This is a genomic window from Duganella flavida (assembly GCF_009857445.1).
GTDB lineage: Bacteria > Pseudomonadota > Gammaproteobacteria > Burkholderiales > Burkholderiaceae_D > Rugamonas > Rugamonas flavida.
Map to the genome: position 1 here is coordinate 15,623 of NZ_WWCN01000020.1, position 22,757 is coordinate 38,379.

Annotated in this window: 23 protein-coding genes; 22 read left to right on the forward strand and 1 reads right to left on the reverse strand. The window is 63.3% G+C overall.

Annotation, left to right across the window (positions count from 1 at the left end; translation table 11 throughout):
• Positions 1 to 35 precede the first annotated feature (35 nt).
• Genes GTP46_RS25025 through GTP46_RS25050 form a run of 6 tightly spaced genes read left to right on the forward strand, consistent with a single transcriptional unit; the run spans position 36 to position 6,699 of the window.
• Entirely contained in the window at positions 36 to 914 is an 879-nt protein-coding gene (locus GTP46_RS25025) for a hypothetical protein (RefSeq protein WP_161009351.1), read from the forward strand.
• A complete protein-coding gene (wecB, locus tag GTP46_RS25030) occupies positions 911 to 2,008 on the forward strand; it encodes a non-hydrolyzing UDP-N-acetylglucosamine 2-epimerase (RefSeq protein WP_161009352.1) in 1,098 nt (365 codons plus the stop codon). Before GTP46_RS25025 ends, wecB begins: the two co-directional genes overlap by 4 nt.
• 38 nt (positions 2,009 to 2,046) lie before the next feature.
• On the forward strand, positions 2,047 to 3,045 hold the full coding sequence (galE, locus tag GTP46_RS25035; protein ID WP_161009353.1) for a UDP-glucose 4-epimerase GalE: 999 nt from the start codon (positions 2,047 to 2,049) through the stop codon (positions 3,043 to 3,045).
• Between the two features lie 15 nt (positions 3,046 to 3,060).
• Entirely contained in the window at positions 3,061 to 4,221 is a 1,161-nt protein-coding gene (locus GTP46_RS25040; RefSeq protein WP_161009354.1) for a nucleotidyltransferase family protein, read from the forward strand.
• A complete protein-coding gene (locus tag GTP46_RS25045; RefSeq protein WP_161009355.1) occupies positions 4,218 to 5,630 on the forward strand; it encodes a mannose-1-phosphate guanylyltransferase/mannose-6-phosphate isomerase in 1,413 nt (470 codons plus the stop codon). Before GTP46_RS25040 ends, GTP46_RS25045 begins: the two co-directional genes overlap by 4 nt.
• Positions 5,631 to 5,688: 58 nt before the next feature.
• Entirely contained in the window at positions 5,689 to 6,699 is a 1,011-nt protein-coding gene (locus tag GTP46_RS25050; protein ID WP_161009412.1) for a TIGR03790 family protein, read from the forward strand.
• On the opposite strand, the gene GTP46_RS25055 is transcribed toward GTP46_RS25050, so the two are convergent.
• Entirely contained in the window at positions 6,696 to 7,232 is a 537-nt protein-coding gene (locus GTP46_RS25055; RefSeq protein WP_202414426.1) for a PEP-CTERM sorting domain-containing protein, read from the reverse strand. The genes GTP46_RS25050 and GTP46_RS25055 overlap by 4 nt on opposite strands.
• Before the next feature lie 180 nt (positions 7,233 to 7,412).
• On the opposite strand from GTP46_RS25055, the gene GTP46_RS25060 reads away from it, so the two are divergent.
• The 16 genes from GTP46_RS25060 (at position 7,413) to GTP46_RS25135 (ending at position 22,703) form a co-directional block, all read left to right on the forward strand.
• Positions 7,413 to 10,415 carry an ExeM/NucH family extracellular endonuclease gene (locus tag GTP46_RS25060; protein ID WP_161009357.1) on the forward strand — a complete coding sequence of 1,001 codons (3,003 nt, stop codon included), beginning with the start codon at positions 7,413 to 7,415 and terminating at the stop codon, positions 10,413 to 10,415.
• Positions 10,416 to 10,430: 15 nt separating this feature from the next.
• Positions 10,431 to 11,069 carry an NF038129 family PEP-CTERM protein gene (locus GTP46_RS25065; RefSeq protein WP_161009358.1) on the forward strand — a complete coding sequence of 213 codons (639 nt, stop codon included), beginning with the start codon at positions 10,431 to 10,433 and terminating at the stop codon, positions 11,067 to 11,069.
• A gap of 108 nt (positions 11,070 to 11,177) precedes the next feature.
• A complete protein-coding gene (locus GTP46_RS25070) occupies positions 11,178 to 11,876 on the forward strand; it encodes a response regulator (RefSeq protein ID WP_161009359.1) in 699 nt (232 codons plus the stop codon).
• A 2-nt stretch (positions 11,877 to 11,878) separates the two neighbouring features.
• Positions 11,879 to 12,679 carry an XrtB/PEP-CTERM-associated transcriptional regulator EpsA gene (gene epsA, locus GTP46_RS25075; protein ID WP_161009360.1) on the forward strand — a complete coding sequence of 267 codons (801 nt, stop codon included), beginning with the start codon at positions 11,879 to 11,881 and terminating at the stop codon, positions 12,677 to 12,679.
• Between the two features lie 98 nt (positions 12,680 to 12,777).
• Positions 12,778 to 13,209, forward strand: coding sequence for a type II secretion system major pseudopilin GspG (gene gspG, locus GTP46_RS25080; protein ID WP_161009361.1), 432 nt, complete (start codon positions 12,778 to 12,780; stop codon positions 13,207 to 13,209).
• Positions 13,210 to 13,224: 15 nt separating this feature from the next.
• Positions 13,225 to 14,415 carry a type II secretion system F family protein gene (locus GTP46_RS25085; protein WP_161009362.1) on the forward strand — a complete coding sequence of 397 codons (1,191 nt, stop codon included), beginning with the start codon at positions 13,225 to 13,227 and terminating at the stop codon, positions 14,413 to 14,415.
• Complete coding sequence (locus tag GTP46_RS25090) at positions 14,412 to 16,091, forward strand: GspE/PulE family protein (protein WP_161009363.1); 1,680 nt, start codon at positions 14,412 to 14,414, stop codon at positions 16,089 to 16,091. Before GTP46_RS25085 ends, GTP46_RS25090 begins: the two co-directional genes overlap by 4 nt.
• The gene (locus GTP46_RS25095; RefSeq protein ID WP_161009364.1) at positions 16,084 to 16,878 is read left to right on the forward strand and encodes a hypothetical protein; all 795 of its coding nucleotides are present in this window, start codon (positions 16,084 to 16,086) and stop codon (positions 16,876 to 16,878) included. Before GTP46_RS25090 ends, GTP46_RS25095 begins: the two co-directional genes overlap by 8 nt.
• Positions 16,875 to 17,423: a hypothetical protein gene (locus GTP46_RS25100; protein ID WP_161009365.1), complete on the forward strand. Its 549-nt coding sequence runs from the start codon at positions 16,875 to 16,877 to the stop codon at positions 17,421 to 17,423. Before GTP46_RS25095 ends, GTP46_RS25100 begins: the two co-directional genes overlap by 4 nt.
• Complete coding sequence (locus GTP46_RS25105; RefSeq protein ID WP_229259091.1) at positions 17,408 to 17,971, forward strand: hypothetical protein; 564 nt, start codon at positions 17,408 to 17,410, stop codon at positions 17,969 to 17,971. Before GTP46_RS25100 ends, GTP46_RS25105 begins: the two co-directional genes overlap by 16 nt.
• Positions 17,968 to 18,501, forward strand: a complete 534-nt coding sequence (locus GTP46_RS25110; protein ID WP_161009366.1) for a hypothetical protein — start codon at positions 17,968 to 17,970, stop codon at positions 18,499 to 18,501. Before GTP46_RS25105 ends, GTP46_RS25110 begins: the two co-directional genes overlap by 4 nt.
• An 11-nt stretch (positions 18,502 to 18,512) precedes the next feature.
• Positions 18,513 to 20,456 carry a secretin GspD/PilQ domain-containing protein gene (locus tag GTP46_RS25115; protein ID WP_308495451.1) on the forward strand — a complete coding sequence of 648 codons (1,944 nt, stop codon included), beginning with the start codon at positions 18,513 to 18,515 and terminating at the stop codon, positions 20,454 to 20,456.
• A gap of 10 nt (positions 20,457 to 20,466) precedes the next feature.
• Positions 20,467 to 20,943 (forward strand): type II secretion system protein, encoded by a 477-nt coding sequence (locus GTP46_RS25120; protein ID WP_161009367.1) that lies wholly within the window; start codon positions 20,467 to 20,469, stop codon positions 20,941 to 20,943.
• Between the two features lie 2 nt (positions 20,944 to 20,945).
• Complete coding sequence (locus GTP46_RS25125; RefSeq protein ID WP_161009368.1) at positions 20,946 to 21,317, forward strand: type II secretion system protein; 372 nt, start codon at positions 20,946 to 20,948, stop codon at positions 21,315 to 21,317.
• Between the two features lies 1 nt (position 21,318).
• A complete protein-coding gene (locus GTP46_RS25130) occupies positions 21,319 to 22,023 on the forward strand; it encodes a type II secretion system protein (RefSeq protein WP_229259092.1) in 705 nt (234 codons plus the stop codon).
• A gap of 191 nt (positions 22,024 to 22,214) precedes the next feature.
• The gene (locus tag GTP46_RS25135; RefSeq protein ID WP_161009369.1) at positions 22,215 to 22,703 is read left to right on the forward strand and encodes an FxDxF family PEP-CTERM protein; all 489 of its coding nucleotides are present in this window, start codon (positions 22,215 to 22,217) and stop codon (positions 22,701 to 22,703) included.
• The last annotated feature ends 54 nt before the right edge of the window (positions 22,704 to 22,757 follow it).

Here is a 22,757-nt window from a genome sequence, read left to right on the forward strand (position 1 = left end):
CCTCATCCCCTCTACCGCCTACTTGGAGCAGCAAAATGGATCGTTTGTTATTTGGTGATAATCAGTTCTTCGGCGTCAACCACATGTCGGAGGAAAAGGCGCGCGCCCAGGCGATGCGCTTCCAGGACACCGGCGCCATCATCGAGGTGCTGGACCATGCCTACGACGAAGGGGTGCAATCCTTCATGTGCACCACCCACGACCGCATCGCCGAGGTGTGCGACCACATGCGCGCCAACCCGGAGCGCTACCGCGACTTCAAATTCATGCCGTGCATGCCGTACGCCCATAAGTACGCCAACGCGGTGACCGAGGACGGCATGCTGGGCGCGCTCAAGCGCTTCATGCCGGACGAGGGCTTGTTCAATGCCGCCCTGCGCGGCGGCATGTCGCTGGCCACCAAGGATATCGAAGGTATCACCACCTTGTTGATCGACGCAGAAATGAAGATGTTTGCCGGCCTGCAGACGCCGGTGATCTTCCTGCAGAACGTGGTGGTGGACCTGCTGCTGGGCCTGGGCTTCAAGGATGCGTTCCGCATCTTTGCCGAGCACGTGCGCAAGCGCTACAACGCCGAACCGGGCTTCATCACCATGAACCTGCCGAAGCTGCTGGACGTGCTGGACGAGCTGGGCATCGAGAACCCTATCGTCTGCGCCAACATCAACAAGATCGGCTTCCGCATGTCGGGCGGCTTCGAGGCCTACCAGGCCGCGTTGCGCGACCGCAAATTCCGTGCGATTGCCATGTCGGTGTTTGCTTCCGGCGCGATTGCGCCGAAAGAGGCGATTGAGTGGGTGTGCGACCAGCCGAATATCGAGTCCATCGTGTTTGGCGCCTCCAGCCGCGGCAATATCCGCAACACGCGCGAGCTGGTCGAGCGCCATTGGCCGGACACCAAGGCGGCGGCATGAAAACCCTCTACCTGGTCGCCGGCGCCCGGCCGAATTTCATGAAGATCGCTCCCATCGTGCGGGCGCTGCAGGGCCATGCGCGGCTGCGCTTCAAGATCATCCACACCGGCCAGCACTACGACCGCGAGATGAACGAGGTGTTCTTCGAGGAACTGGGCATTCCCCAGCCTGACCTGTTCATGGGCGCTGGCGGCGGCAGCCACGCCGAGCAGACCGCCAAGATCATGCTCGGCTTTGAGCAGCTGTGCGTGGCCGAGCGGCCTGACGCGGTGCTGGTGGTGGGCGACGTCAATTCGACGCTGGCCTGCTCCATCGTCGCCAAAAAGCTCACCATCCCGGTGGCCCACGTCGAGGCCGGCCTGCGGAGCGGCGACATGACCATGCCGGAAGAAATCAACCGGCTGGTGACCGACAGTATTTCGGACTGGTTCTTTGTCACCGAGCCCAGCGCCGTCAGCCACTTGCAGCGCGAGGGCAAGCCGGACGCGGCCATCCACTACGTCGGCCACGTGATGGTCGACAACGTGCTCTACCAGGCCGAGCAGTTGGCGCGCAGCGACACCAGCGCGCTGGCCGGCGACGACTACAAGCGCGCCCATGCGCGTTATGGTGTGGTCACCCTGCATCGTCCGAGCAATGTCGACAGCGCCGAGATGATGGCGCGCATCGGCGGCGCGCTGACGGCGATTGCCGCTGATCTGCCGCTGATCTTCCCGGTCCACCCGCGCACCCGCGCCAACCTGGAACGCTTCGGCATCGATCTCGGCCCCAACATCACGCTGGTGGGGCCGCAAGCCTACATGGCCTTCCTCAACCTGTGGAAGGATGCGGCGGTGGTGTTGACCGACAGCGGCGGCCTGCAGGAAGAAACCACGGCGCTGGGCGTGCCGTGCGTGACCATCCGCGAAAACACCGAACGCCCGGTCACGGTGGACCAGGGCAGCAATGTGTTGGCCGGTACTGATCCGGCCGTGATCCAGGCCGAAGTGGCCAGGATCCTGGCCGGACAAGGCAAGCAGGGCCGCCGTCCCGACCTGTGGGATGGCCAGGCGGCGCAGCGTATCGTCGCTGTGCTGGACGGCCAGTTGCGGTAGCATACGGTAAGTAAAATAAGCGCAAACAAGGGGTGGCGATGAAAATATTGGTGACCGGAGGACTGGGTTACATTGGTTCGCACACCTGCGTCGAACTGATGAATGCCGGCCATGAAGTCGTGGCGGCGGACAATCTGGTCAACGCGACAGCGGCGGTGCAGCAGCGCGTCAGCCGTATCACCGGCAAGGACATGGTGTTTGCCGAGGTCGACGTGCGCGACCGTGCCGCCCTGGAGGCGCTGTTCAGCGCCCACGGCTTTGATGCCGTGATCCACTTTGCCGGCCTGAAGGCGGTGGGCGAATCGGTCGAGCAGCCGCTGCGCTATTACGACAACAACGTCACCGGCAGCCTGGTGCTGTTTGAGACGATGGCCAAGTTCGGCGTCAAGACGCTGGTGTTCAGTTCGTCGGCCACGGTGTACGGCGATCCGGCCTCGGTGCCGATTACCGAGCAGTTCCCGCTGTCGGCCACCAATCCCTACGGCCGTAGCAAGCTGATGATCGAGGAAATGTTGCGCGACCTGTACCAGGCCGACCCCAGCTGGCGCATTGCGCTGCTGCGCTACTTCAATCCGGTGGGCGCCCATGAGAGCGGCCTGATCGGCGAAGAGCCGAACGGCATCCCGAATAACCTGGTGCCGTATATCGCCCAGGTGGCGGCCGGCCGGCGCGCCCAGTTGTCGGTCTACGGCAACGATTATCCGACTCCAGACGGCACCGGCCTGCGCGATTACATCCATGTAGTTGATTTAGCGCAAGGCCATTTGGCGACCTTGTCCAAGCTGGCGACGGGTGTTGGCATTTATACTTACAATTTAGGCACCGGCCGGGGCAATAGCGTGCTGGAAATGGTGCGCGCTTTTGAAGTGGCCAGCGGCCGTCCCGTCCCTTTCCAGGTGGTGGCGCGTCGCCCCGGCGACATCGCTGCCTGCTACGCGGATCCCGGCCTGGCCGAACGCGAACTGGGCTGGAAAGCGACGCGGAATATCGACCAGATGTGTGCGGACTCGTGGCGTTTCCAGAGTACGCCGCCCTGATTAAGGAATGACCGCATGAAAGCAATGATTTTGGCCGCGGGCAAAGGCACGCGCGTACGTCCGCTGACCTACGATTTGCCCAAACCGATGATCCCCATCCTCGGCAAGCCGGTGATGGCTTACCTGATCGAACACCTGCACAAGTACGGCGTGACCGAAATCATGGTCAACGTCAGCTACTTGCATGAAAAGATCGAGGAGTATTTCGGCGAAGGCCATCAGTACAATGTGCAGATCGGTTACTCGTTCGAAGGCTACACCAACGACGACGGCGAAGTCGTGCCGCAGCCGCTGGGCTCGGCCGGCGGCATGAAGAAGATCCAGGAATTCGGCGGTTTCTTCGACGACACTACCATCGTGCTGTGTGGTGACGCGCTGATCGACCTCGACATCAAGTCAGCGCTGTTCGAGCACCGCCGCAAGGGCGCGCTGGCTTCGGTCATCACCAAGGAAGTGCCGTGGGACAAGGTGTCCAGCTACGGCGTGGTGGTGGCCGGCCCGGATGGCCGCATCACGGAATTCCAGGAAAAGCCGTCGCAGCAGGAAGCCAAGTCCAACTTCGTCAGCACCGGCATTTATATTTTCGAGCCCGAGGTGATCGACCTGATCCCGAGCGGCCAGTCGTTCGACATTGGCGCCGACCTGTTCCCGCTGCTGGCCGAGAAGGGCTTGCCGTTCTACGCCCAGACGCGCGGCTTCAACTGGGTTGACATCGGCAGCGTCAGCGATTACTGGGAAACCTGCCAGAGCGTGCTGATGGGCGAAGTGGCCAACCTGCACATGCCCGGCATCCAGCTCGACGATGGCCTGTGGGTCGGCCTCAACACCAGCATCGACTGGGAAGGCACCACCATCGAAGGCCCGGTCTACATCGGCTCCGGCGCCCGCATCGAGGCCGGCGCCCGCATCGTCGGCCCCACCTGGATCGGCCACGGCAGCCACGTGTGCTCGGGCGCCAAGGTGGTGCGCAGCGTGCTGTTTGAATACACCCGGGTGTTACCGAATGTTTCTTTGGACGAGATGATCGTGTTTAAAGATTATAGTGTCGACCGCGCCGGAAATATGCTGCATGTGTCCGAGTCCGATCCGGACTCCTGGGCCAACGCCCGTGACCGCCGCAGCAAGCGTCGCACCGAACACAGTAATGAATTAATCGACAAGAGAATCAGAGCATGAAAATTTACCCAGTGATCCTGTCCGGCGGCTCCGGCACCCGTTTGTGGCCGTTGTCGCGTGCCGTCTTGCCTAAGCAATTGCTGCCGCTCGTATCGGACCGGACCATGTTGCAGGAAACCGCCTTGCGCCTGCATGGCCGCCCGCAGCTGATGCAGCCGCTGGTGGTGTGCGGTAACGAGCACCGTTTCCTGGTGGCTGAACAGCTGCGCGAAATCGGCGTGGCGCCGCTCGGCATCTTGCTGGAGCCGGTGGGCCGCAATACCGCGCCGGCCGTGGCCGCTGCCGCCAATTATCTGCAAGCCATTGATCCGGAAGCCGTGATGCTGGTGCTGCCGGCCGACCACGTGATCACCAACGTCGATGCATTTTACGCCGCGATCCAGCGCGCCAGCGCGCTGGTGGGCGAGGGCGCACTGGCCACCTTCGGCATCGTGCCGACCGGCCCGGAAACCGGCTACGGCTACATCCAGAGCGGCAAACCAGTGGCCGAGCAGTGCTATGCGGTCGACCGCTTCGTGGAAAAACCGGACCGCGCCACCGCGCAGGGTTTTGTCGAAGCCGGCAACTACAGCTGGAACAGCGGCATGTTCCTGTTCCGCGCCGCCAGCTACCTGAAGGAATTGCAGCAGCACGCGCCGGCGATTGCCGCCGCCAGCGCCGAAGCGGTGGCCAAGGATTATCGCGACCTCGATTTCTGCCGCCTTGATGAAGCGGCCTTCACCGCCTGCCCATCGGACTCGATCGACTATGCGGTGATGGAGCGCACCCGCCACGCCGTGGTAGTGCCGGCCGATATCGGCTGGAGCGACGTCGGTTCCTGGTCGGCGCTGTGGGACGTGCAGCCGCACGACGCCCACGGCAACGCCACCCGTGGCGATGTCTACCTGGATGACGTCTCCGGCTCGCTGGTGCGCGCCGAGGGCCGCATTGTGGCCATGGTTGGCGTCAAGGACCTGGTGGTGGTGGAAACCGCTGACGCGGTGCTGGTAGCACACAAGGACCAGGTCCAGCGCGTCAAGCAGATCGTCGACCACCTCAAGCAGCAGGGCCGCACCGAGCACCTGCACCACACCAAGGTTTACCGCCCGTGGGGCTGCTACGAGGGCATCGACATCGGCGAGCGTTTCCAGGTCAAGCGCATCACCGTCAACCCGGGCGGCAAACTGTCGCTGCAGATGCACCATCACCGTGCCGAGCACTGGATCGTGGTGAGCGGCACCGCCCGCGTCACCTGCGGCGACAAGGTCACCCTGCTGACGGAAAACGAATCGACCTACATCCCGATCGGCATGAACCACCGCCTGGAGAATCCGGGCAAGCTGCCGCTGCACCTGATCGAAGTCCAGTCCGGCAGCTACCTGGGCGAAGACGACATCGTGCGCTTCGAGGACGTCTACCAGCGCAGCTAAACCGTATGCTACAGTGCCGGTTATCTTGTGAACCGTGATCGGAACTGTAGTGCGGAAGATGATAGTAGGGGTGCTGGCGCTGCTGTGCTGGCATGGCGCCGTGCAGGCGCAACTGGTGATGCGCACCGGCGGCCTCAAACCGTCGCAACTGGCGCTGGTGATCAACGACGATGAACCCAACAGCGTTGAAATCGGCGAGCACTACCGGCAGGCGCGCAATGTGCCGGCCGAGAACGTGGTGCACGTGCGTATCCCCAACCATCCGCGCAAGCTCGACGCCGAGCAATTCCGCCAGCTCAAGGAGCAGATCGAGGCCAAGCTCGGCCCGCACATCGACGCCGTGCTGATGGTGTGGACCGCGCCCTACGCGGTCGAGTGCAATTCCATCACCTCTGCGTTCACCATGGGCTTTGATCCCGGCGTGTGCGAAGCGCCGTGCGGTCCGGCCAAGCCCAACCTGTATTTCAATGCGGTGTCGGCCCATCCGCAGGCCGAGCATGGCATGCGCCTGTCGATGCTGCTGCCGACTGATTCTGTGGCGGCGGCCAAGGCCCTGATTGCGCGCGGCATGGCCAGCGGCTTCTCGGTGCCGACCGCCAGTGCCTACTACCTGACCACCAGCGAGACCGCGCGCAACAGCCGTGCGCCATTCTTCCCGCGTGCCGGCCTGGTGCCGACCCGCAAACTGGCCATCAAGCGCCTTAATGCGGATGCGCTGGTCAACGAAAAAGACGTGATGATTTACCAGACCGGCATGGCCCGCGTGGACAAGCTGGAGACGCTGCAATTCCTGCCCGGCGCCCTGGCCGACAGCCTGACCTCGTTTGGTGGAGACTTGTACGGCACCGGCCAGATGAGCAGCCTGCGCTGGCTGGAGGCGGGTGCTACCGCCAGCTACGGCACCGTCACCGAGCCTTGCAATTACTGGCAGAAGTTCCCGCAGCCGACCGTGCTCCTGTCGCACTACCTGCGCGGCGTGAGTGCGATTGAAGCCTATTGGCGCAGCGTGGCATGGCCGGCGCAGGGGGTGTTTATCGGTGAGCCGCTGGCAGCGCCGTACCGGCGTTAAGCCTTGCTGTTGTCATGGCGGCGGCGCTGGCGTGTCGCCGCTGCCGCCAGCACGCCGAGTCCTGCCAGGAGCAGGGCGGCGCTAGCCGGTTCCGGCACGGCCGGTATCTCGCCTTCAAAATGAGTGTCCCCGCTATCGGCCAGGTCCAGCGGCCTGGCGTAGTGGATCTGGCCGAAGTGGCTGGCAGTGCCCGGCGCACCGGCCTCATCCTCCCCATGCGCCGACGGCGCAATCCACAGCAGTTGTGGTTCATCCTGCGTCAAGCCGAGCTTGCTGAGCATCTCGATTTCATCCAGCAGTTCTTGCGCGGTTTTGCGATGCTCGCCATCGTTTTCGTTTTCACCGGCTTTTTCCGCATCCTCCAGGTGGCATGGGTTGTACCAGCGCTGCTGTTGCTGCGGTGGCTTTTGTTCAGGCTGCTGGGTGGGTGGCGACGGATGCTGGGGCAAACAAGGGGCGGGCTCCGCCAGGGCGGTGGAGGCCAGGAGAGTGGCGCCGCAGAGCAACATGCGGCCTGCAAGTGAGGTGTGCATGATCGTAACTTCCATTACGCTATGGTAATCATTATAGCATATTTACATCGAAATCCCCATGTCCGCTTGCTGCGCTTAGTCCGTTCGGTCTAAAGCGGCGTCATGATGGCGTCATGACGAAGTCCTAATATGCAAAATTGCAATGTTTAAAACCATTTTGTTAATATTTCAGGACAGGTCATGAAAAAACTCCTCCCCCCGCCGGCACGCACCGCCCTCGCAGCCGCACTGCTGGGCGCTTTGGCTGCGCCAGCCTTTGCCGATTCGTCGGTCGTTATCAGCCAGGTGTACGGCGGCGGCGGTAATTCCGGCGCCACCTACAAGAACGACTTCATCGAGCTGTTCAACCGCGGCAGCGCCGATGTCGACCTGACCGGCTGGAGCGTGCAATACGCCAGCTCGACCGGCGCCAGCTGGCAGGTGAGCAAGCTCAATGGCCTGAAACTGAAGCCGGGCCAGTACTACCTGGTGCAGGAAGCGGCGGGCACCGGCGGCACCACCGCGCTGCCAACCCCGGACGCCAGCGCGTCGATCGCCATGAGCGGCACCGCCGGCAAAGTAGCGCTGGTGAATAACAGCACCGCGCTGGCCAGCGCCTCGCCGGCGGCCGGTACCTTTGTTGACCTGATCGGCTTTGGCGGCGCCAACTACGCCGAAGGCACGGCCACCGCCGTTCTCAGCAACACCACCGGCGCGCTGCGCGCCAACGGCGGCTGCACCGACACCGACAACAACAGCAGCGACTTCGCCATCGCCGCGCCGACGCCGCGCAACAGCGCCAGCCCACTGAACGTGTGCGGCGCACCGTCGGCGCCACCGATTGTCGCCACTTGCCCGGCCAACCTGGCACTGGCCTTCGGCGTCAATGGCAATGCCGATCTCAGCGCTACCGACAGTGACGGCACCGTCAACAGCGCCGTCATCACTTCGACCGCTGTGCCGGGCATCAGCCTGATCAACTTCCTGGCCGCATCCGGCGTGGGCGGCACTGCCACCGCCAGCCTGAGCGTGGCTGCCAGCGTGGCCGCCGGCACCTATCCGGTGACTGTCAAGTTCGGCAACGAGCAGTCGCAGCAAACCAGCTGCGCCATTAGCGTCAGCGTGGCGGCACCGGCTGCCGTCACCCACACCATCCCGCAAATTCAGGGCGAGCTGGACGCTAGCCCGTACGCCGGCACAGTGCAGACCACCGAAGGCGTGGTCACCGCCAAGGTCGGCTCCGGCTTTTTTATCCAGGATGAAAAGGGCGATGGCAATCCGCTGACCTCGGACGGCATGTTCGTCTTCACCACCGCTGCCAACATCGGCACCGTGCAAGTGGGCGACCGCATCCGCATCACCGGCAGCATCACTGAATACACCCCGACCGGCGCAACCCGCTCCTACACCGAAATGCAAACCGTGACGTCGATCGCCAAGCTGGCCGGCGGCATCAGCATTGCACCGACCAATATCCAGCTGCCGCACCCGAACCTGGGCCAGGTGGAAGGCATGCTGGTGCGCTTCACCAATCCGCTGACCTTGTCGCAGCTGGAGTTCCTCGGCACCCGCGGCGAAATCACGCTGTCCTCGGGCCGCCTGGAAATCGCCTCCAACCGCTACCGTCCGCGCACGCCGGAAGCCATCGCGCAAGCGGCGGCCAACCAGCTCAACCAGATCGTGCTGGACGACGGCATCTTCGTCACCCCAACCGTTATCCCTTACCTGGGCGAAGACGGCTCGCTGCGCGCCGGCGACACCGTCAGCGACCTGACCGGTGTGGTCGACTTCGGCGCCAAGGGCGGCGGCGGTGCGGGCTTCAAGCTGCAGCCAACCGTGGCCCCGGTGTTCTCGCAAGATAACCCGCGCAGCGCACCGCCAGCACTGGTGGCCGGCAACATCAAAGTGGCCAGCGCCAACGTGCTGAACTACTTCACCACCTTCACCGACGGCACCGACGTCGAAGGCCGTACCGGCCAGGGCTGCTCGCTGGGTACCAGCGTGTCCAAATCGAACTGCCGTGGCGCTGATAATCTGAACGAGTTCAACCGCCAGACTGCCAAGATTGTCGGCGAACTGAAGTCCATCAATGCCGACGTCTACGGCCTGATGGAAATCCAGAACAGCGGCGAGTACACCGTCACCAAACTGGTAGACGCACTCAACGAAGCGATCTCACCAGGCACCGGTATCAAGACCTACGCGGTCGTACCGAAGCCAGCCGCTACCGGCACCGACGCCATCCGCGTGGCCATGATCTACAAGCCAGCGGCACTGACGATGGTAGGCAGCGCGCTGTCCGACGCCGACGCCATCAACAACCGTCCGCCGATGGCGCAGACCTTCAAGGCCAACAACGGCGCCAAGTTCACGCTGGTGGTCAACCACCTGAAGTCGAAAGGCAGCTGCCCGACCGACGGCAGTCTGAACACCGACCAGGGCGACAGCCAGAGCTGCTGGAACGCGCAGCGCATCCAGCAGGCCAACCGCCTGGTGAGCAGCTTCGTGCCGCAAGTCGTGGCTGCCGCCGGCGATGCCAAAGTGCTGCTGATCGGTGACTTCAACTCGTATGGCTACGAAGACCCGATCGCCGCCATCACTGCCACCGGCTACGTCAACCAGCTGGAGCGCTTCGTGCGCGGCAGCGGCAATATGCCGTACTCCTTCGTTTTCAACGGCGAAGCAGGCTACCTCGACCATGCCCTGGCCAGCGCCGCGCTGAGCCCGCAAGTGGTGGACGCCGCCGAATGGCATAACAACGCCGACGAGCCAACCGTGGTCGACTACAACACCGACGGCAAGCCGCAGGACAAGTACACCAGCGCGCCGTACCGCGCTTCGGACCACGACCCTGTGGTGATCAGCCTCAAGCTGCAAGCGCCGTACACCGACGTCAGCAGCGGCATCAAGGCCGTGAGCTCGGGCCTGACCTATGCCCGCCTGACCGGCCTGTGGACCGGCACGCTGAGCATCACCAACACCAGCGGCGCGGCCATCACCGGCCCACTGCAAGTGTCCTTGGGCGGCCTGGCCAGCGGCGTCACCCTGGTCAACGCCAGCGGCAACCGCAGCGGCGTGCCGTACCTCACGGCCAACACCAGCAGCCTGGCGGCAGGCGCGACGCTAACGGTACCGCTGACCTTCACCAAGACCGGCACCGCAGCGATCAGCTACACCACCCAAGTCTACAGCGGCAATTTCTAAGTAAGGATTATGACCATGTTTAACACCTCCATCACTTTGCGCCGCAGCCTGCTGGCGCTGGCCCTGGCCGCAAGCGCCAGCCTGGCTTCGGCCGCTACCTACCACGTCGAGTTCGATACGTCGAGCTTCGGCAGCACCGGCTGGATCGACGTGCTGTTCAATCCGGGCAACGCCAACACGCCGCTGGCCTCGGTGACGCTGACCGACTTCATCGGCTTCGGTGACAGCAGCACGGCCCAGACCATCGGCAATGTGACCGGCTCGCTGGCCAGCGGCTACACCATCACCAATGACGATCCGGGCGGCTTGAACGACCTGTTCCACGCGGTGAACTTCAGCGGCGGCAAGGTCGGTTTCAACGTCAGCTTCAGCGGCGCGGCCGATCCAAGCCAAAGCTCGAGCGGCTCGGTATTCTCGGTGGCGCTGATCAACGCCGGCAACACGGCCTACCTTGGCACGCAGGATGCCAGCGGCGCACTGGTGCAGCTGAACTGGACGGCCGGCGTGACGGCAGATGCCGGCAGTGTCGTAGCCGCGCCACTGGTCAACACCATTCCGACCGTGACTGCAGCGGTGCCGGAACCATCGACCTGGGCCATGCTGGCCGGTGGTTTGGCGCTGCTGGGCTTCATGCGTCGTCGCCAGCAGGCTTGATGTAAGAACTGGCGGATTTATATTTTTAAAATCTGAATCCGCCAGAGAAATCATATTAGTAAAGCCAGATTGCTTATTGCATAGTGTTTCCTTTACCGGGGAGACGCTATGCCAGCCGCTCACATACTCATCATCGAAAGCACGCCCGCGATACAAGAGCTGATTGCCCTCAATCTGGGCATGGCGGGCTACCAGGTCAGCCGCGCTTTGGATGCCGAGAGCGCCATGCTGATGCTGGAAGATCATCTCCCTGACCTGGTGCTGCTGGACTGGAACCTGCCGGGTCAGAGCGGCTTATCGCTGGTGCGCCGCCTGCGCGCGCAATCGCGTACCCGCAGCCTGCCGATCATGATGGTGACCGCCCGCTGCGGCGAACCGGACAAGATCATGGCGCTGGAAGCCGGCGCCGACGATTACATGACCAAGCCCTTCAGTCCGCGCGAGATGGTGGCGCGCGTGCACTGCCTGCTGCGCCGCTGGCAGCCGCTCAACGCTGCCGAAGCGCCGGTGCAGTTGGCCGGCCTGCGGCTCGATCCCTGCACCCAGCGCGTCACCGCCGGCGCGCGCGAGCTGGCGCTGGGCCGGGTGGAATTCAAGCTGCTGAATTATTTGATGAGCCATCCGGAGCGCGTGCACACCCGCGCCCATCTGCTGGACCAGGTGTGGGGCAGCGCCGTCTACCTCGATGAACGCACGGTTGACACCCACGTTGGCCGCCTGCGCAGCGCGCTGCAGCCGAGCGGCTACCAGCAGCGCATCGAAACCGTACGCGGCAGCGGCTACCGCTTTGTCGCGGCGCAGGCGTGAGCATGGAACAGCTGGTCATCCTCAGCAAGCTGGAGCAGGAGTACCTGCTGCACGCCATCGAAGCCGCGTTGCCGCTGCAGGACGCGCGCCAGTTTTTCCTGTGGACCCAAGGCCAGTTACAGGCGCTGCTGCCGCACCAGGTGATGGTATGCCTGCAGCTTGGCGCGCAAGATGAGTTGCAGCACGTTGAATGTCTGCACAGCACGGTGCTGGATGCGGCCTTGCTGAGCCGTCTCAGCCATCGCGAAGATGGCCTGGCACTGCGGCTGGCGCGTCATTGCCGCCAAGGCGGCCGTTTGCCGGCCATGCTGGACGCCGGGCCGGGCGCCGATCCGCTCAAGGCTGGGCACGGGCTGGCGCCATTCCAGGGCGAGCTGCGCGAACTGGGACTGGAAAACATGCTGATGCACGCCAGCGAGCGTCTGCCGGGCGGTTCTACCTTCTTTGTGCTGTTCGGTCTGCCGCACCGGCCGCGTCCGCGCCAAGCGTATTTCCTGGAGCTGCTGCTGCCGTACCTGCACATGAGCCTGCAGCGTATCAACCGCCAGCAGGCGCAGGCGCGTGCCGGTACGCTGGCGCGGCCGGTCAGCGCGCGCGAGGCCGAAATCCTGCATTGGGTAAGGGAAGGCAAGAGCAACGAAGAGATCGGCCTGATTCTCGGCATCAGCGGCCTGACCGTGAAAAACCATTTGCAGCGGGTTTACCGCCTGCTGGGTGTGTCGAACCGGGCGCAGGCGATCGCGCGCGGCATGGCGCTGCACCTGTTCGACCAGCCGCTGCAACCGCTGGCGCGCGCTGCTTGAAGAACGGCAAGATAATTAATAAAAGATTGTCTTAGATGCAAACCGCATGGTAGCCTCTTGCTTTGTGTCGGCAGCTTAAAAGCAGAGGAGTTGTTGGGATGGACGTAGTAAAAAATGGCGCGCGCAAGGCAGCCGGCTTTACCTTGCTGGAACTGCTGGTGGTGATCGTCATCATTGGTTTGCTGGCCGCCTACGTGGGGCCGAAATACTTCGCCCAGCTGGGCAAATCCGAAGTCACCATCGCCAAGGCGCAGATCGAAGCGTTTGAAAAAGCACTCGACACCTACCGTCTCGACGTCGGCCGCTATCCGAGTACCGAAGAAGGCCTGGGCGCGCTGCTCGTCGCCCCCAATACTGCCGGCGCCAAATGGAACGGTCCCTACCTGAAAAAAGGCGTTCCACCCGATCCGTGGGGCCACCAATACAAGTACAAAGGCCCGGAGGCGGGCGCTGAGTTCATCATCATCTCGGAAGGCCGCGACGGCCAGCCTGGCGGCACCGGCGAAGACGCCGACATCACCTCGCGCTAAGCCGCTCACTCTCCCATGCAGTTCGACGTACGCACCTTGTCGGCCGATATGGTCATCTCCCATCTGGTGATCGATGGCCGGGATGAGGCCGACGCGCGGCGCCAGGTCGAGGCGCGCGGGCTGTTCGTCAGCGCCATCACGCCCAAACGCAGCGGTCTGCCGGGCCGTGGCGGCAAACGCCGCGCGCTCTCGCTGGTGTTGTTCAGCCAGGAACTGCTGGCGCTGCTGACCGCCGGTCTTGGTATCGTCGAAGGGTTGGAAGCCTTGCTGGAGAAGGAAGCCAATCCGGCCACGCGCGGCGTGCTGGAACGCCTGCTGGCCGGCTTGCGCGAAGGCCAGCGTTTTTCTGCCGTGTTGGCCGAGCAGCCAGACCTGTTCCCGCCGCTGTACGTCGGCATCGTCAAGGCGGCAGAAGGTACCTCGGATTTGCCGCGCTCCCTGTCCCGCTTCATCGACTACCAGCAGCGCATTGATATGGTGCGCGCCAAACTGGTGTCGGCGGCGATTTATCCCTGCATCCTGTTGCTGGTCGGTGGCGGCGTAAGCCTGTTCCTGATTGGTTATGTGGTGCCGCGTTTCGCCGAGGTGTATCAGGGCGCGGGCCGCAACTTGCCGTGGCTGTCGCAGCAGATGCTGAACTGGGGCCAGTTCGCCGGCGCGCACACCACGCTGCTGTTGGCCGGCATCGCCGTCGTGCTGGGCGCGTTGGTGCTGGGTGTGCGCCAGCTGATGGGCAGTGGCGGCATGGCGCGCTTGCTGGGTAAGCTGCCCGGCATCGGCGAGCGTGTGCGCATCTACGAATTATCGCGGCTGTATCTCACGCTCGGCATGCTGAGCGAGGGCGGCATCACCATCGTGCATGCGATTGAAACGGTGCAGGGCATGGTGTCGTCATTGATGCGCACCAACCTGCAAACGGCGCGCGCCGCCGTTGAATCGGGCCTGCCATTGTCGACCGCCTTCGAAGCCGCGCAACTGACCACGCCGATCTCGCTGCGCATGCTGCGCGTGGGCGAACGCACCGGCGACATGGGCCCGATGCTGACGCAATCGGCCGCCTTCTACGACGGTGAAATCAGCCGCTGGATCGAACGCTTTACCCGTACTTTTGAACCGCTGCTGATGGCGGCCATCGGCCTGGTGGTCGGCGCCATCGTCGTGCTGCTGTATATGCCGATCTTTGATCTGGCAGGAGATATGTCATGACGCTCATCGACACCGCGCTGTTGGCGCGGGCCCGCCACTTGCGCCAGCAATCCAAGCGCACCCTGGTCGCGGAGCTCGAAGCGCTGACCGGCGCCGAACCGCGTGAGCTGGTGCACGCACTGGCGCAGCCGTTTGGCATGGCGGTGCTGGAGACGGTCGACATGCTGGCCTACGAACCGGCGTGGGATTTGCTGCCGCTGTCGCAAGCGATGGCACGCCACTGCGTGCTGCTGCGCGGGCATGACGGCGCGGTGATCGGCGTGATCGCCGATCCGTTTGATCTCGATCTGCAAACCTGGCTAGGCACGCAGGCACGTGCCACGCCGTACGCGCCTTTATCGACCCGCCTGGCGCTGCAAGCCGACATCCAGGCCTATCTGTCCAAGCAAGAGGAATCCGCGCGCGCCACTGACTCGCTGCTGCCCGGCGCCAGTGAGGGACGGCGCGACGGCAAAACGGCGGCGGTGCTGTCGTTTGCTTCAGTGTCGGAAGGCGCCAGCCCTGCGGTCCGTTTGGTCAACTCGACTTTGTACGATGCACTGAAAGCCGGCGCTTCCGACATCCACTTGGAGAGCACCGCCGGCGGCCTGGCCGTGAAGTACCGCGTGGACGGCGTGCTCGATCACGCCACCGCCGTCAACGGCGTCGATGTGGCGGAGCAAATCATCTCGCGCATCAAGGTGCTGGCGGAGCTGGACATCGCCGAACGCCGCGTGCCGCAGGACGGCAGCTTCCGCGTCGAGGCCAATTCTCGCGAGATTGATTTGCGCGTCTCCATCATGCCGAGCATCCACGGTGAAGATGCGGTGATCCGTATTCTCGACAAGCGCGCCATGATTGAAGCATACGGCTCACTAACCTTGGAAGCGCTGGGCTTTGACGCGCCGTCTTTGTCGACGCTGCGCACGCTGGCGCAAGAAGCCTACGGCATGCTGCTGGTGACCGGTCCGACCGGCTCCGGCAAGACCACCACGCTGTACGCGGCGCTGACCGAGATTCACAACGGCCGCGAGAAAATCATCACGATTGAAGATCCGGTGGAGTACCAGCTGCCTGGCATCCTGCAAATCCCGGTCAATGAAAAAAAGGGCCTGACCTTTGCGAAAGGGCTGCGCTCCATCCTGCGTCATGATCCAGACAAAATCATGGTCGGCGAAATCCGCGACCGCGAGACGGCGGAAATCGCCGTGCAGTCGGCGTTGACCGGCCACCTTGTGTTGACCACCGTGCACGCGAATAACGTGTTCGACGTGTTCGGCCGCTTCACCCACATGGGTATCGATCCGTATGCGTTTGTGTCAGCGCTGAACGGCATCTGGGCGCAGCGCCTGATCCGCACTAACTGCCCGCACTGCGCTACTGAATACACGCCGGACGACCACGAACTGGCCAGCGTCGGCATGACGCGCGCCGACGTTTACGAGTACCGCTTCATGCAGGGCAAGGGCTGCGGCGATTGCCGTGGCACCGGCTACAAAGGCCGCCGTTCGATCGCCGAGATCCTGACGCTGAACGACGAGATCCGTGAACTGATCGTCGACAAACGGCCGATCCGCCAGATCAAGCAAGCGGCCTACGAAAACGGCACGCGCAGCTTGCGCCAGGCCGCGCTGGAACTGGTCAAGCGCGGCGGCACCACGCTGACTGAAATTAAACGGGTGACTTTGCATGCGTAGAGCAATCGGACAATCACTGCGCATCGACGTCTCACCGCACGCAGTGAGCGTGCAGCGCGTGTCGCGTTGGAGCTTGCCGGGCCGCGCCCCCGCAGCGCCTGACACGCTGGCATCGCAATCCATCACGCCATCCGGCGAGCATCCATTCGACGCCATCGCCAACGCCTTGCGCGCGCTGCTGGGCGAATTGGACGTCGCCGGCTGGCCGGTCAGTTTTGTGCTGGCCGACGAACTGACACGCATGTGGCGCGTCACACCGCCCGCCGGTGCGGCACGCATGGCCGACCTGGAAGCCGCCGCCGGCCTGCGCTTCCAATCGCTGTATGGCGAGCCGCCATCCGCATGGGAAGTCTCCGCCGACTGGAACGCGGTACAGCCATTCTTTGCCGCCGCCGTGCCGCGCATCTTGCTGGCCGCGTTGAACGTCGTGGCGCAAGACAGCAAGCTGTCTGTCGTTGCCATCGAGCCGCGCTTCGTCAGTGCATGGAACCACAGCCGCCGTGTCCTGAAGCAGGGCGCCTGGTTTGGCCACGTACACGACAAGCTGCTGACGCTGGCCGCGACCGAAGCCGATGGCAAAAGCCTGCGCGCCATCCGTCCACTGCCGATCCCGCACGGCGCCGACCACTACTGGCTGACGCAAACCCTGCAACGTGAAGCGCTGCTGCTCGACATGCCAGCGCCGCAACTGCTGCAAGTGAATGGCAACGCGCCCGCCGCTTGGACCACGCCAGTGACCAACGCCACACACATACCATGCAGCGTCCTGACTGGGAGCGCCGCATGAAAGCTATGAAGATCGACTTCGCGCCACGCAGCGTGCGCCGCACCTTGTTCCACATCCATCCCGCGGTGCTGGCGCTGGCCGGCGCTGGCGTGTTGCTGTGCGCCGCTGCGGCCGTCGGCGGCTGGCAGCTTGCCGAGCAACGGCGCGAGCGCGAACACCAACTGGCGCATTTGCGTGAGCGCGTGAGCGCGCTGTCGGCCCGTCCGGCGGCGGAAGTGGCGCGCGTGGCTATTCCCGAAGCGCAGGGCACCTTCGTCAACGGCGCCATCATGCAACTGAACCTGCCGTGGCGCGAGCTGCAAGATGCAGTCCTCGCCGCGACACCGCGCACCGTGGCATTGGTAGCGATGGAGCCCGATCCGCGCAAGCGCATCCTCAAGATCACCGCCGAAACCAAGACCAGCGACGACATGGTGGACTACGTCGCCGCGCTGAAAGAGCAGGAGAGCTTCAGCGGCGTCATCCTGATCCGCCACGAAATCAACGATGCAGATCCGAACCGGCCCTTGCGATTCCAGCTGGAGGCGACATGGCAGGCACGATGAATAACGTGAACGTGGCTGCGTTGCTGCTGCGCGCCCGCATCGCCGCAATGCGCCTTGGCGTGCCGGCCTGCGTGGCGCTTGCGCTGTGCGCCGCCGGCGTAGCGTCGTGGGCATGGCTGCTGCCGAAACGCGCCGCCCAGGCGGTGGTGATGGCACGACCTTTGCCTGCACCATCCACGCTGGTGACGGCGCCACCACCGCCGTCCTCCAACCAAAATCTGGCCGTGTTCTATGACACGCTGGGCGAGAAGCGCTACGCCGAGCAGCAAGTCAAAGTGCTGTTCGACCTCGCCGCTAAATCGAGCCTGGTGCTCAATCAGGGCGAGTACAAGGCCGCCTACGACAAGGCCAGCCGCGTCAGCACTTACCAGATCATCCTGCCGGTGAAAGGGCCGTATCAATCGATCTGGCAATTCGCCATGCAGGGCCTGCGCGCGATGCCGTATGCCTCGCTGGATGAAGTAGGCTTCCGCCGCGACACCATCGCCGAACCCACCGTTGAAGCGCGCCTGCGATTCACCCTGTACCTGAAGGACGCCGAGCCATGAAGCCATACCAGATTGTGATGGCGCTGGCGCTGGTGGGCGCGGGAGGGCTGGTGCTGTTTGGCGATAACGCGCCATCCACCGATATCGCCGAACCGGTGGCGCGTGCCGATAAGCCGGCGCCTGCTCCGCATGCTTCCAGCAAGGACAAGCCGCAAGCCGATGTCGCCATCCTGCCGCTGGTGCCGCGCGCGCAGCTGGTGGGCGAATCCGGCGACGCCACGTTTGCATCAGGCGAGGGCGTGTTCGCGGGCCAGAACTGGAATCCGCCGCCGCCACCTCCGCCGCCGCCATCGAACACGCCGCCGCCACCGCCGATGGCGCCACCCATGCCGTTCACCTACATCGGCAAGGCGCTGGCCGACGGCACGTGGGAAGTATTCCTCGCGCGCGGCGACAAGACTTATTCGGTGCGCGCGCAGACCGTCATTGACGGCACCTATCGCGTGGAAAAAATCACGCCGCCGTTGATGTCCCTGACCTATTTGCCTTTGAATCAGCAACAACAGATGAATATTGGAGCTCTTGAGTGATGGCTAGCCCCTTGAAGAAACTAAGCATCTGCGCCGCAGTGGCGATTATGCTGAGCGGCTGTGCCGCGCAAATGGCCTACCGCGACGGCAATGACCTGATCGCGAAGAACCAGGTCGAAGCGGGCCTCGCCAAATACCAGGAAGCCGTGCAGGCCGATCCGACCAATGCGCAGTACCGCGCCGCCTACCTGGGCGCGCGCGACCGCGCCACCCAGCGCATACTGGAAGCGGCGGAACGCGACCTGTCCGGAGGCCGCGTAGCGCAAGCGGAGCAGGGCTTCCTCCGCGTGTTGGCGCTCGATGCGCAGAACGAGCGCGCCACTGCCGGCCTGCGCGCGATGGAGCGCGACAGCCGCCAGGCCAAGTTGATGGATATCGCCGCCCAGCACCTGAACAAGGGCGAGTACGAACTGGCCAAGCAAAAGCTCAACGCCATCCTGGCCGAATCGCCGAACAACGACAAGGCGCGCCTGATGCTGCGCGAAGTGGCCGACAAGAGCGCGCCGCCGGCAGTGGAGAGCGGTCTGTCGAAAGCCTACAAGCAGCCCATCACCATCGAGTTCCGCGACGCGCCGCTGAAGCAGGTGTTTGACGTGATCGCGCGCCGTTCGGGCCTGAACTTCGTGTTCGATAAGGACGTGAAGACCGACCAGAAAACCACCGTGCTGCTGAAGAATAGCACCGTCGAATCGGCGATCTACTTCCTGCTGCTGACCAATCAGCTGGAGCAGCAGGTCATGGACGCCAACACCATCCTGGTCTACCCGAACGTGGCGGCCAAGTTGAAGGAATACCAGGAGATGACGGTCAAGACCTTCTTCCTGGCGAACGCCGAGGCCAAGCTGGTAGCCAACACGCTCAAGACCATCCTCAAGTCGCGCGACGTGGTGGTGGATGAAAAACTGAACCTCATCATCGTGCGCGACACGCCGGAAGCCATCCGCCTCGCCGAGCGTTTGATTACGCTGCAGGACGTGCCGGAAGGGGAGGTGATGCTGGAAGTGGAAATCCTCGAAGTGAAGCGTGCGCGCTTGATGGACCTCGGCGTGGTGTGGCCGACGACGCTGGGCTTCGCGCCGCTCTCGAGCTCCGGCGGTACCGGCATCACGGTGCGTGACCTGAATAACCTGAACCAGCGCACCATCGGCGTGACGGGGACGCAGTTGTCGATCAACGCCAACAAGAACGACTCGGACTCCAACCTGCTGGCCAATCCGCGCATCCGCGTGCGGAACAAGGAGAAGGCCAAGATCGTCATCGGCGACAAGCTGCCGGTGATTACCTCCACCGTGTCGTCCGGCGTGGGCGGTTTCGCCAGCGATTCCGTCACCTACGTCGACGTCGGCCTGACGCTGAACGCCGAGCCGCAGATTTACCTGAACAACGAAGTGCTGATCCGCCTGCAGCTGGAGGTCAGCAACCTGGTGAACACCATCACCACCAAGAACGGCACCACCGCCTACCAACTGGGCACGCGTCAGGCCACTACCACCCTGCAGCTGAAAGACGGCGAGAACCAGGTGCTGGCGGGTCTGATCAACAACGAAGAGCGTAATGCGTCCAACAAGGTGCCGGGTTTTAGCGAGCTGCCTATCGTCAGCCGTTTGTTCGGCAGCCAGCGTGACGACAACCAGAAGACCGAGATCGTGCTGTCGATTACGCCGCACCTGATCCGCAACGTGCAGCGTCCGGAAGCGTCGGCCGCCGAGTTCTCGGCTGGCACGGAAGCCAGCTTCCGCCGCCGTCCGGACATGACGCCACGCGCCACCGTCGTGCAGCCTGCACCACCGGGTGCGCTGCCTGCGCGTCCGGCCGCTGCACCCGGCCTGCCGTCGCCAGTGCAGGCAACGCCGCTGTCGGATACGCAGCCGGCGCCGCTGCCGGCCACACAAGGCGCGCAGCCGCAAGCGGTGCAGCCGCCTGCGGCCGAACCATCGCCGCCGGTGCAGCAATAAGCAGGGCAGCATGATGATGCGCGCGCGTGGCTTCACCTTGATCGAGCTGCTGGTAACGCTGGCCATTCTCGGCCTGCTCAGTGCACTGGTGATCCCGACCGCGCAAGTGGTGGTACAGCGCCGGCAGGAACAGGATTTGCGCGAAGCGCTGCGCGACATCCGCCACGCGCTGGACGCCTACAAGCTAGCCTACGACCAGGGCCACATCACCAAGACGCTGGCCGCCAGCGGCTACCCGAAAACGCTGGAGATGCTGGCGGAAGGCGTGCCGGACCTGCAAAACCCCAAGCACGCCAAGATCTACTTCCTGCGCCGCGTGCCGCGCGATCCGTTCAATCCGGACAGCGCGCTGGGCGACGCGCAAACCTGGGGCAAGCGCAGCTACGCCAGCGAGGCCGCAGAGCCAAGGGAGGGCGAGGACGTCTACGATGTCTACAGCCTCAGTGACAAGGCCGGACTGAACGGCGTACCGTACAAGAAGTGGTGACCATGAAGCGCAAAGGATTCACGCTGATCGAATTGCTGGTAGTGCTGGGCATCGTCGCCTTGATGCTGACGCTGGCCGTGCCGCGCTATTTCCCCAGCATCGACAAATCGAAAGAGGTGGTGCTGGCCGATAACCTGCGCAATGTGCGCCAGGTGCTGGACCAATATTATGGCGACACCGGCCGCTATCCGGACTCGCTGGAGCAACTGGTGGAGAAGCACTACCTGCGCGCGCTGCCCTACGATCCGGTCGCCGAGAGCGATGCCAGCTGGACCATCATCCCGCCGGAAGACAGCTCCAAGGGCAGTGTCTACAACATCCGCAGCGGCGCGCCCGGCAACGACCGCAGCGGCAAGCCTTACGCCGACTGGTGATATGGCCGAAGCACCAACCTTGCGCCGCCCGCCGCACCGTGCCCGGCACGCGCGCGGCTTCACCTACCTGAGCCTGATTATCGTGGTGGCCATCATTGGTTTGGTGGCAGCATCGGCGATCAAGCTGGGCTCGGTATTGCAGCGCAGCAGGGCGGAGCAGGAGCTGCTCGACATCGGCGCCGCCTTCAGCGACGCGCTGAAAAGCTACGCCGACGCCACGCCGCAAGGCATGCCGACCCAGCCGCCATCGCTGAAAGAACTGCTCAAAGATCCCCGTTTTCCCGGCACGCGCCGCCATTTGCGCAAGATTTTCGTCGATCCGATGACGGGCAAAGCGGAGTGGGGCATCGTCTACCGTGGCGATAAAATTGGCGTGCTGGCGGTGTACAGCTTGTCCGATGCAAAACCTGTGAAAATCGGGAACTTTCCCGTACGATATTCTGGATTTGACGGCAAGAGTCATATTTCCGAATGGAAATTCACGATCAGTGCCGAAGGTCCATCTGTAGCCGTTCCGCAACAGGGCGCACCCTTGACGGAGCCGTCGCTACCTGCTAGCGACGCGCCAGTCCCGGTGGTCGCGCCTACGCCTGAAAAAACACCGGAAGAGCCCGTTTCTCCCTCTGAACCAGCGGTCGAAACCACCACGCCGGCAGCACCGCCAGAACCGGCTACAGAGCCTGAAAACAGCCAACTTTCTCACTAAAAGTCACGAAAAATGCTGCGTCGCGCAGATGATTTTTTGTAACATACGACGAGTTGTAACAAAGAAATTAAAAATACAAGTATTGCAATTGTGCGTAATGCATTTATGTTATTATTTCGTCTGAAGTACTCCTGATAACCCCCTCGTGGTTGGCGCAAGGCAGCCACAATTCGTTTGATTAAGGAAATCATATGAAATTGAAACACATTGCAGCTAGCGCATTGCTGGCCGCTGCATCGTTCGGTGCTTTCGCAGGTGACCAAGTAGTTACCGTGATCGCCGATGGCGAGTCGCACAACTGGAACAGTGTTGTAGGCGACGGCATCCTGTCGGGCAACCACGACCTGATCACTTTCTCCGGCCTGAGCGCTAACACCACCTACGACATCCTGATCAGCGTTACTGGCCAGAAGCTGGAGTTCTGGGCCACCACCAACCTGAACGGTGAACTGGCTGACCTGTCGCAAAGCGCCAGCGGCAAGCTGAAGTATGTTGGCGTTGAGCTGATTGGCAAACCTTCGTTCGTGCTGGACCTGGCTGGCGCCGCCCAAACTGGCGCGAGCTACACCGGTACCTACTCGGTGACCGCTGTTCCAGAACCAGCAACCTACGGCATGCTGCTGGGCGGCCTGGGCCTGGTTGGCGCCATCGCTCGCCGCAAAGCCAAACAAGCAGCTTAATTGCTGCCGGTATAAAAAAACCCGCCACTTGGCGGGTTTTTTTCGTCTGGAGCA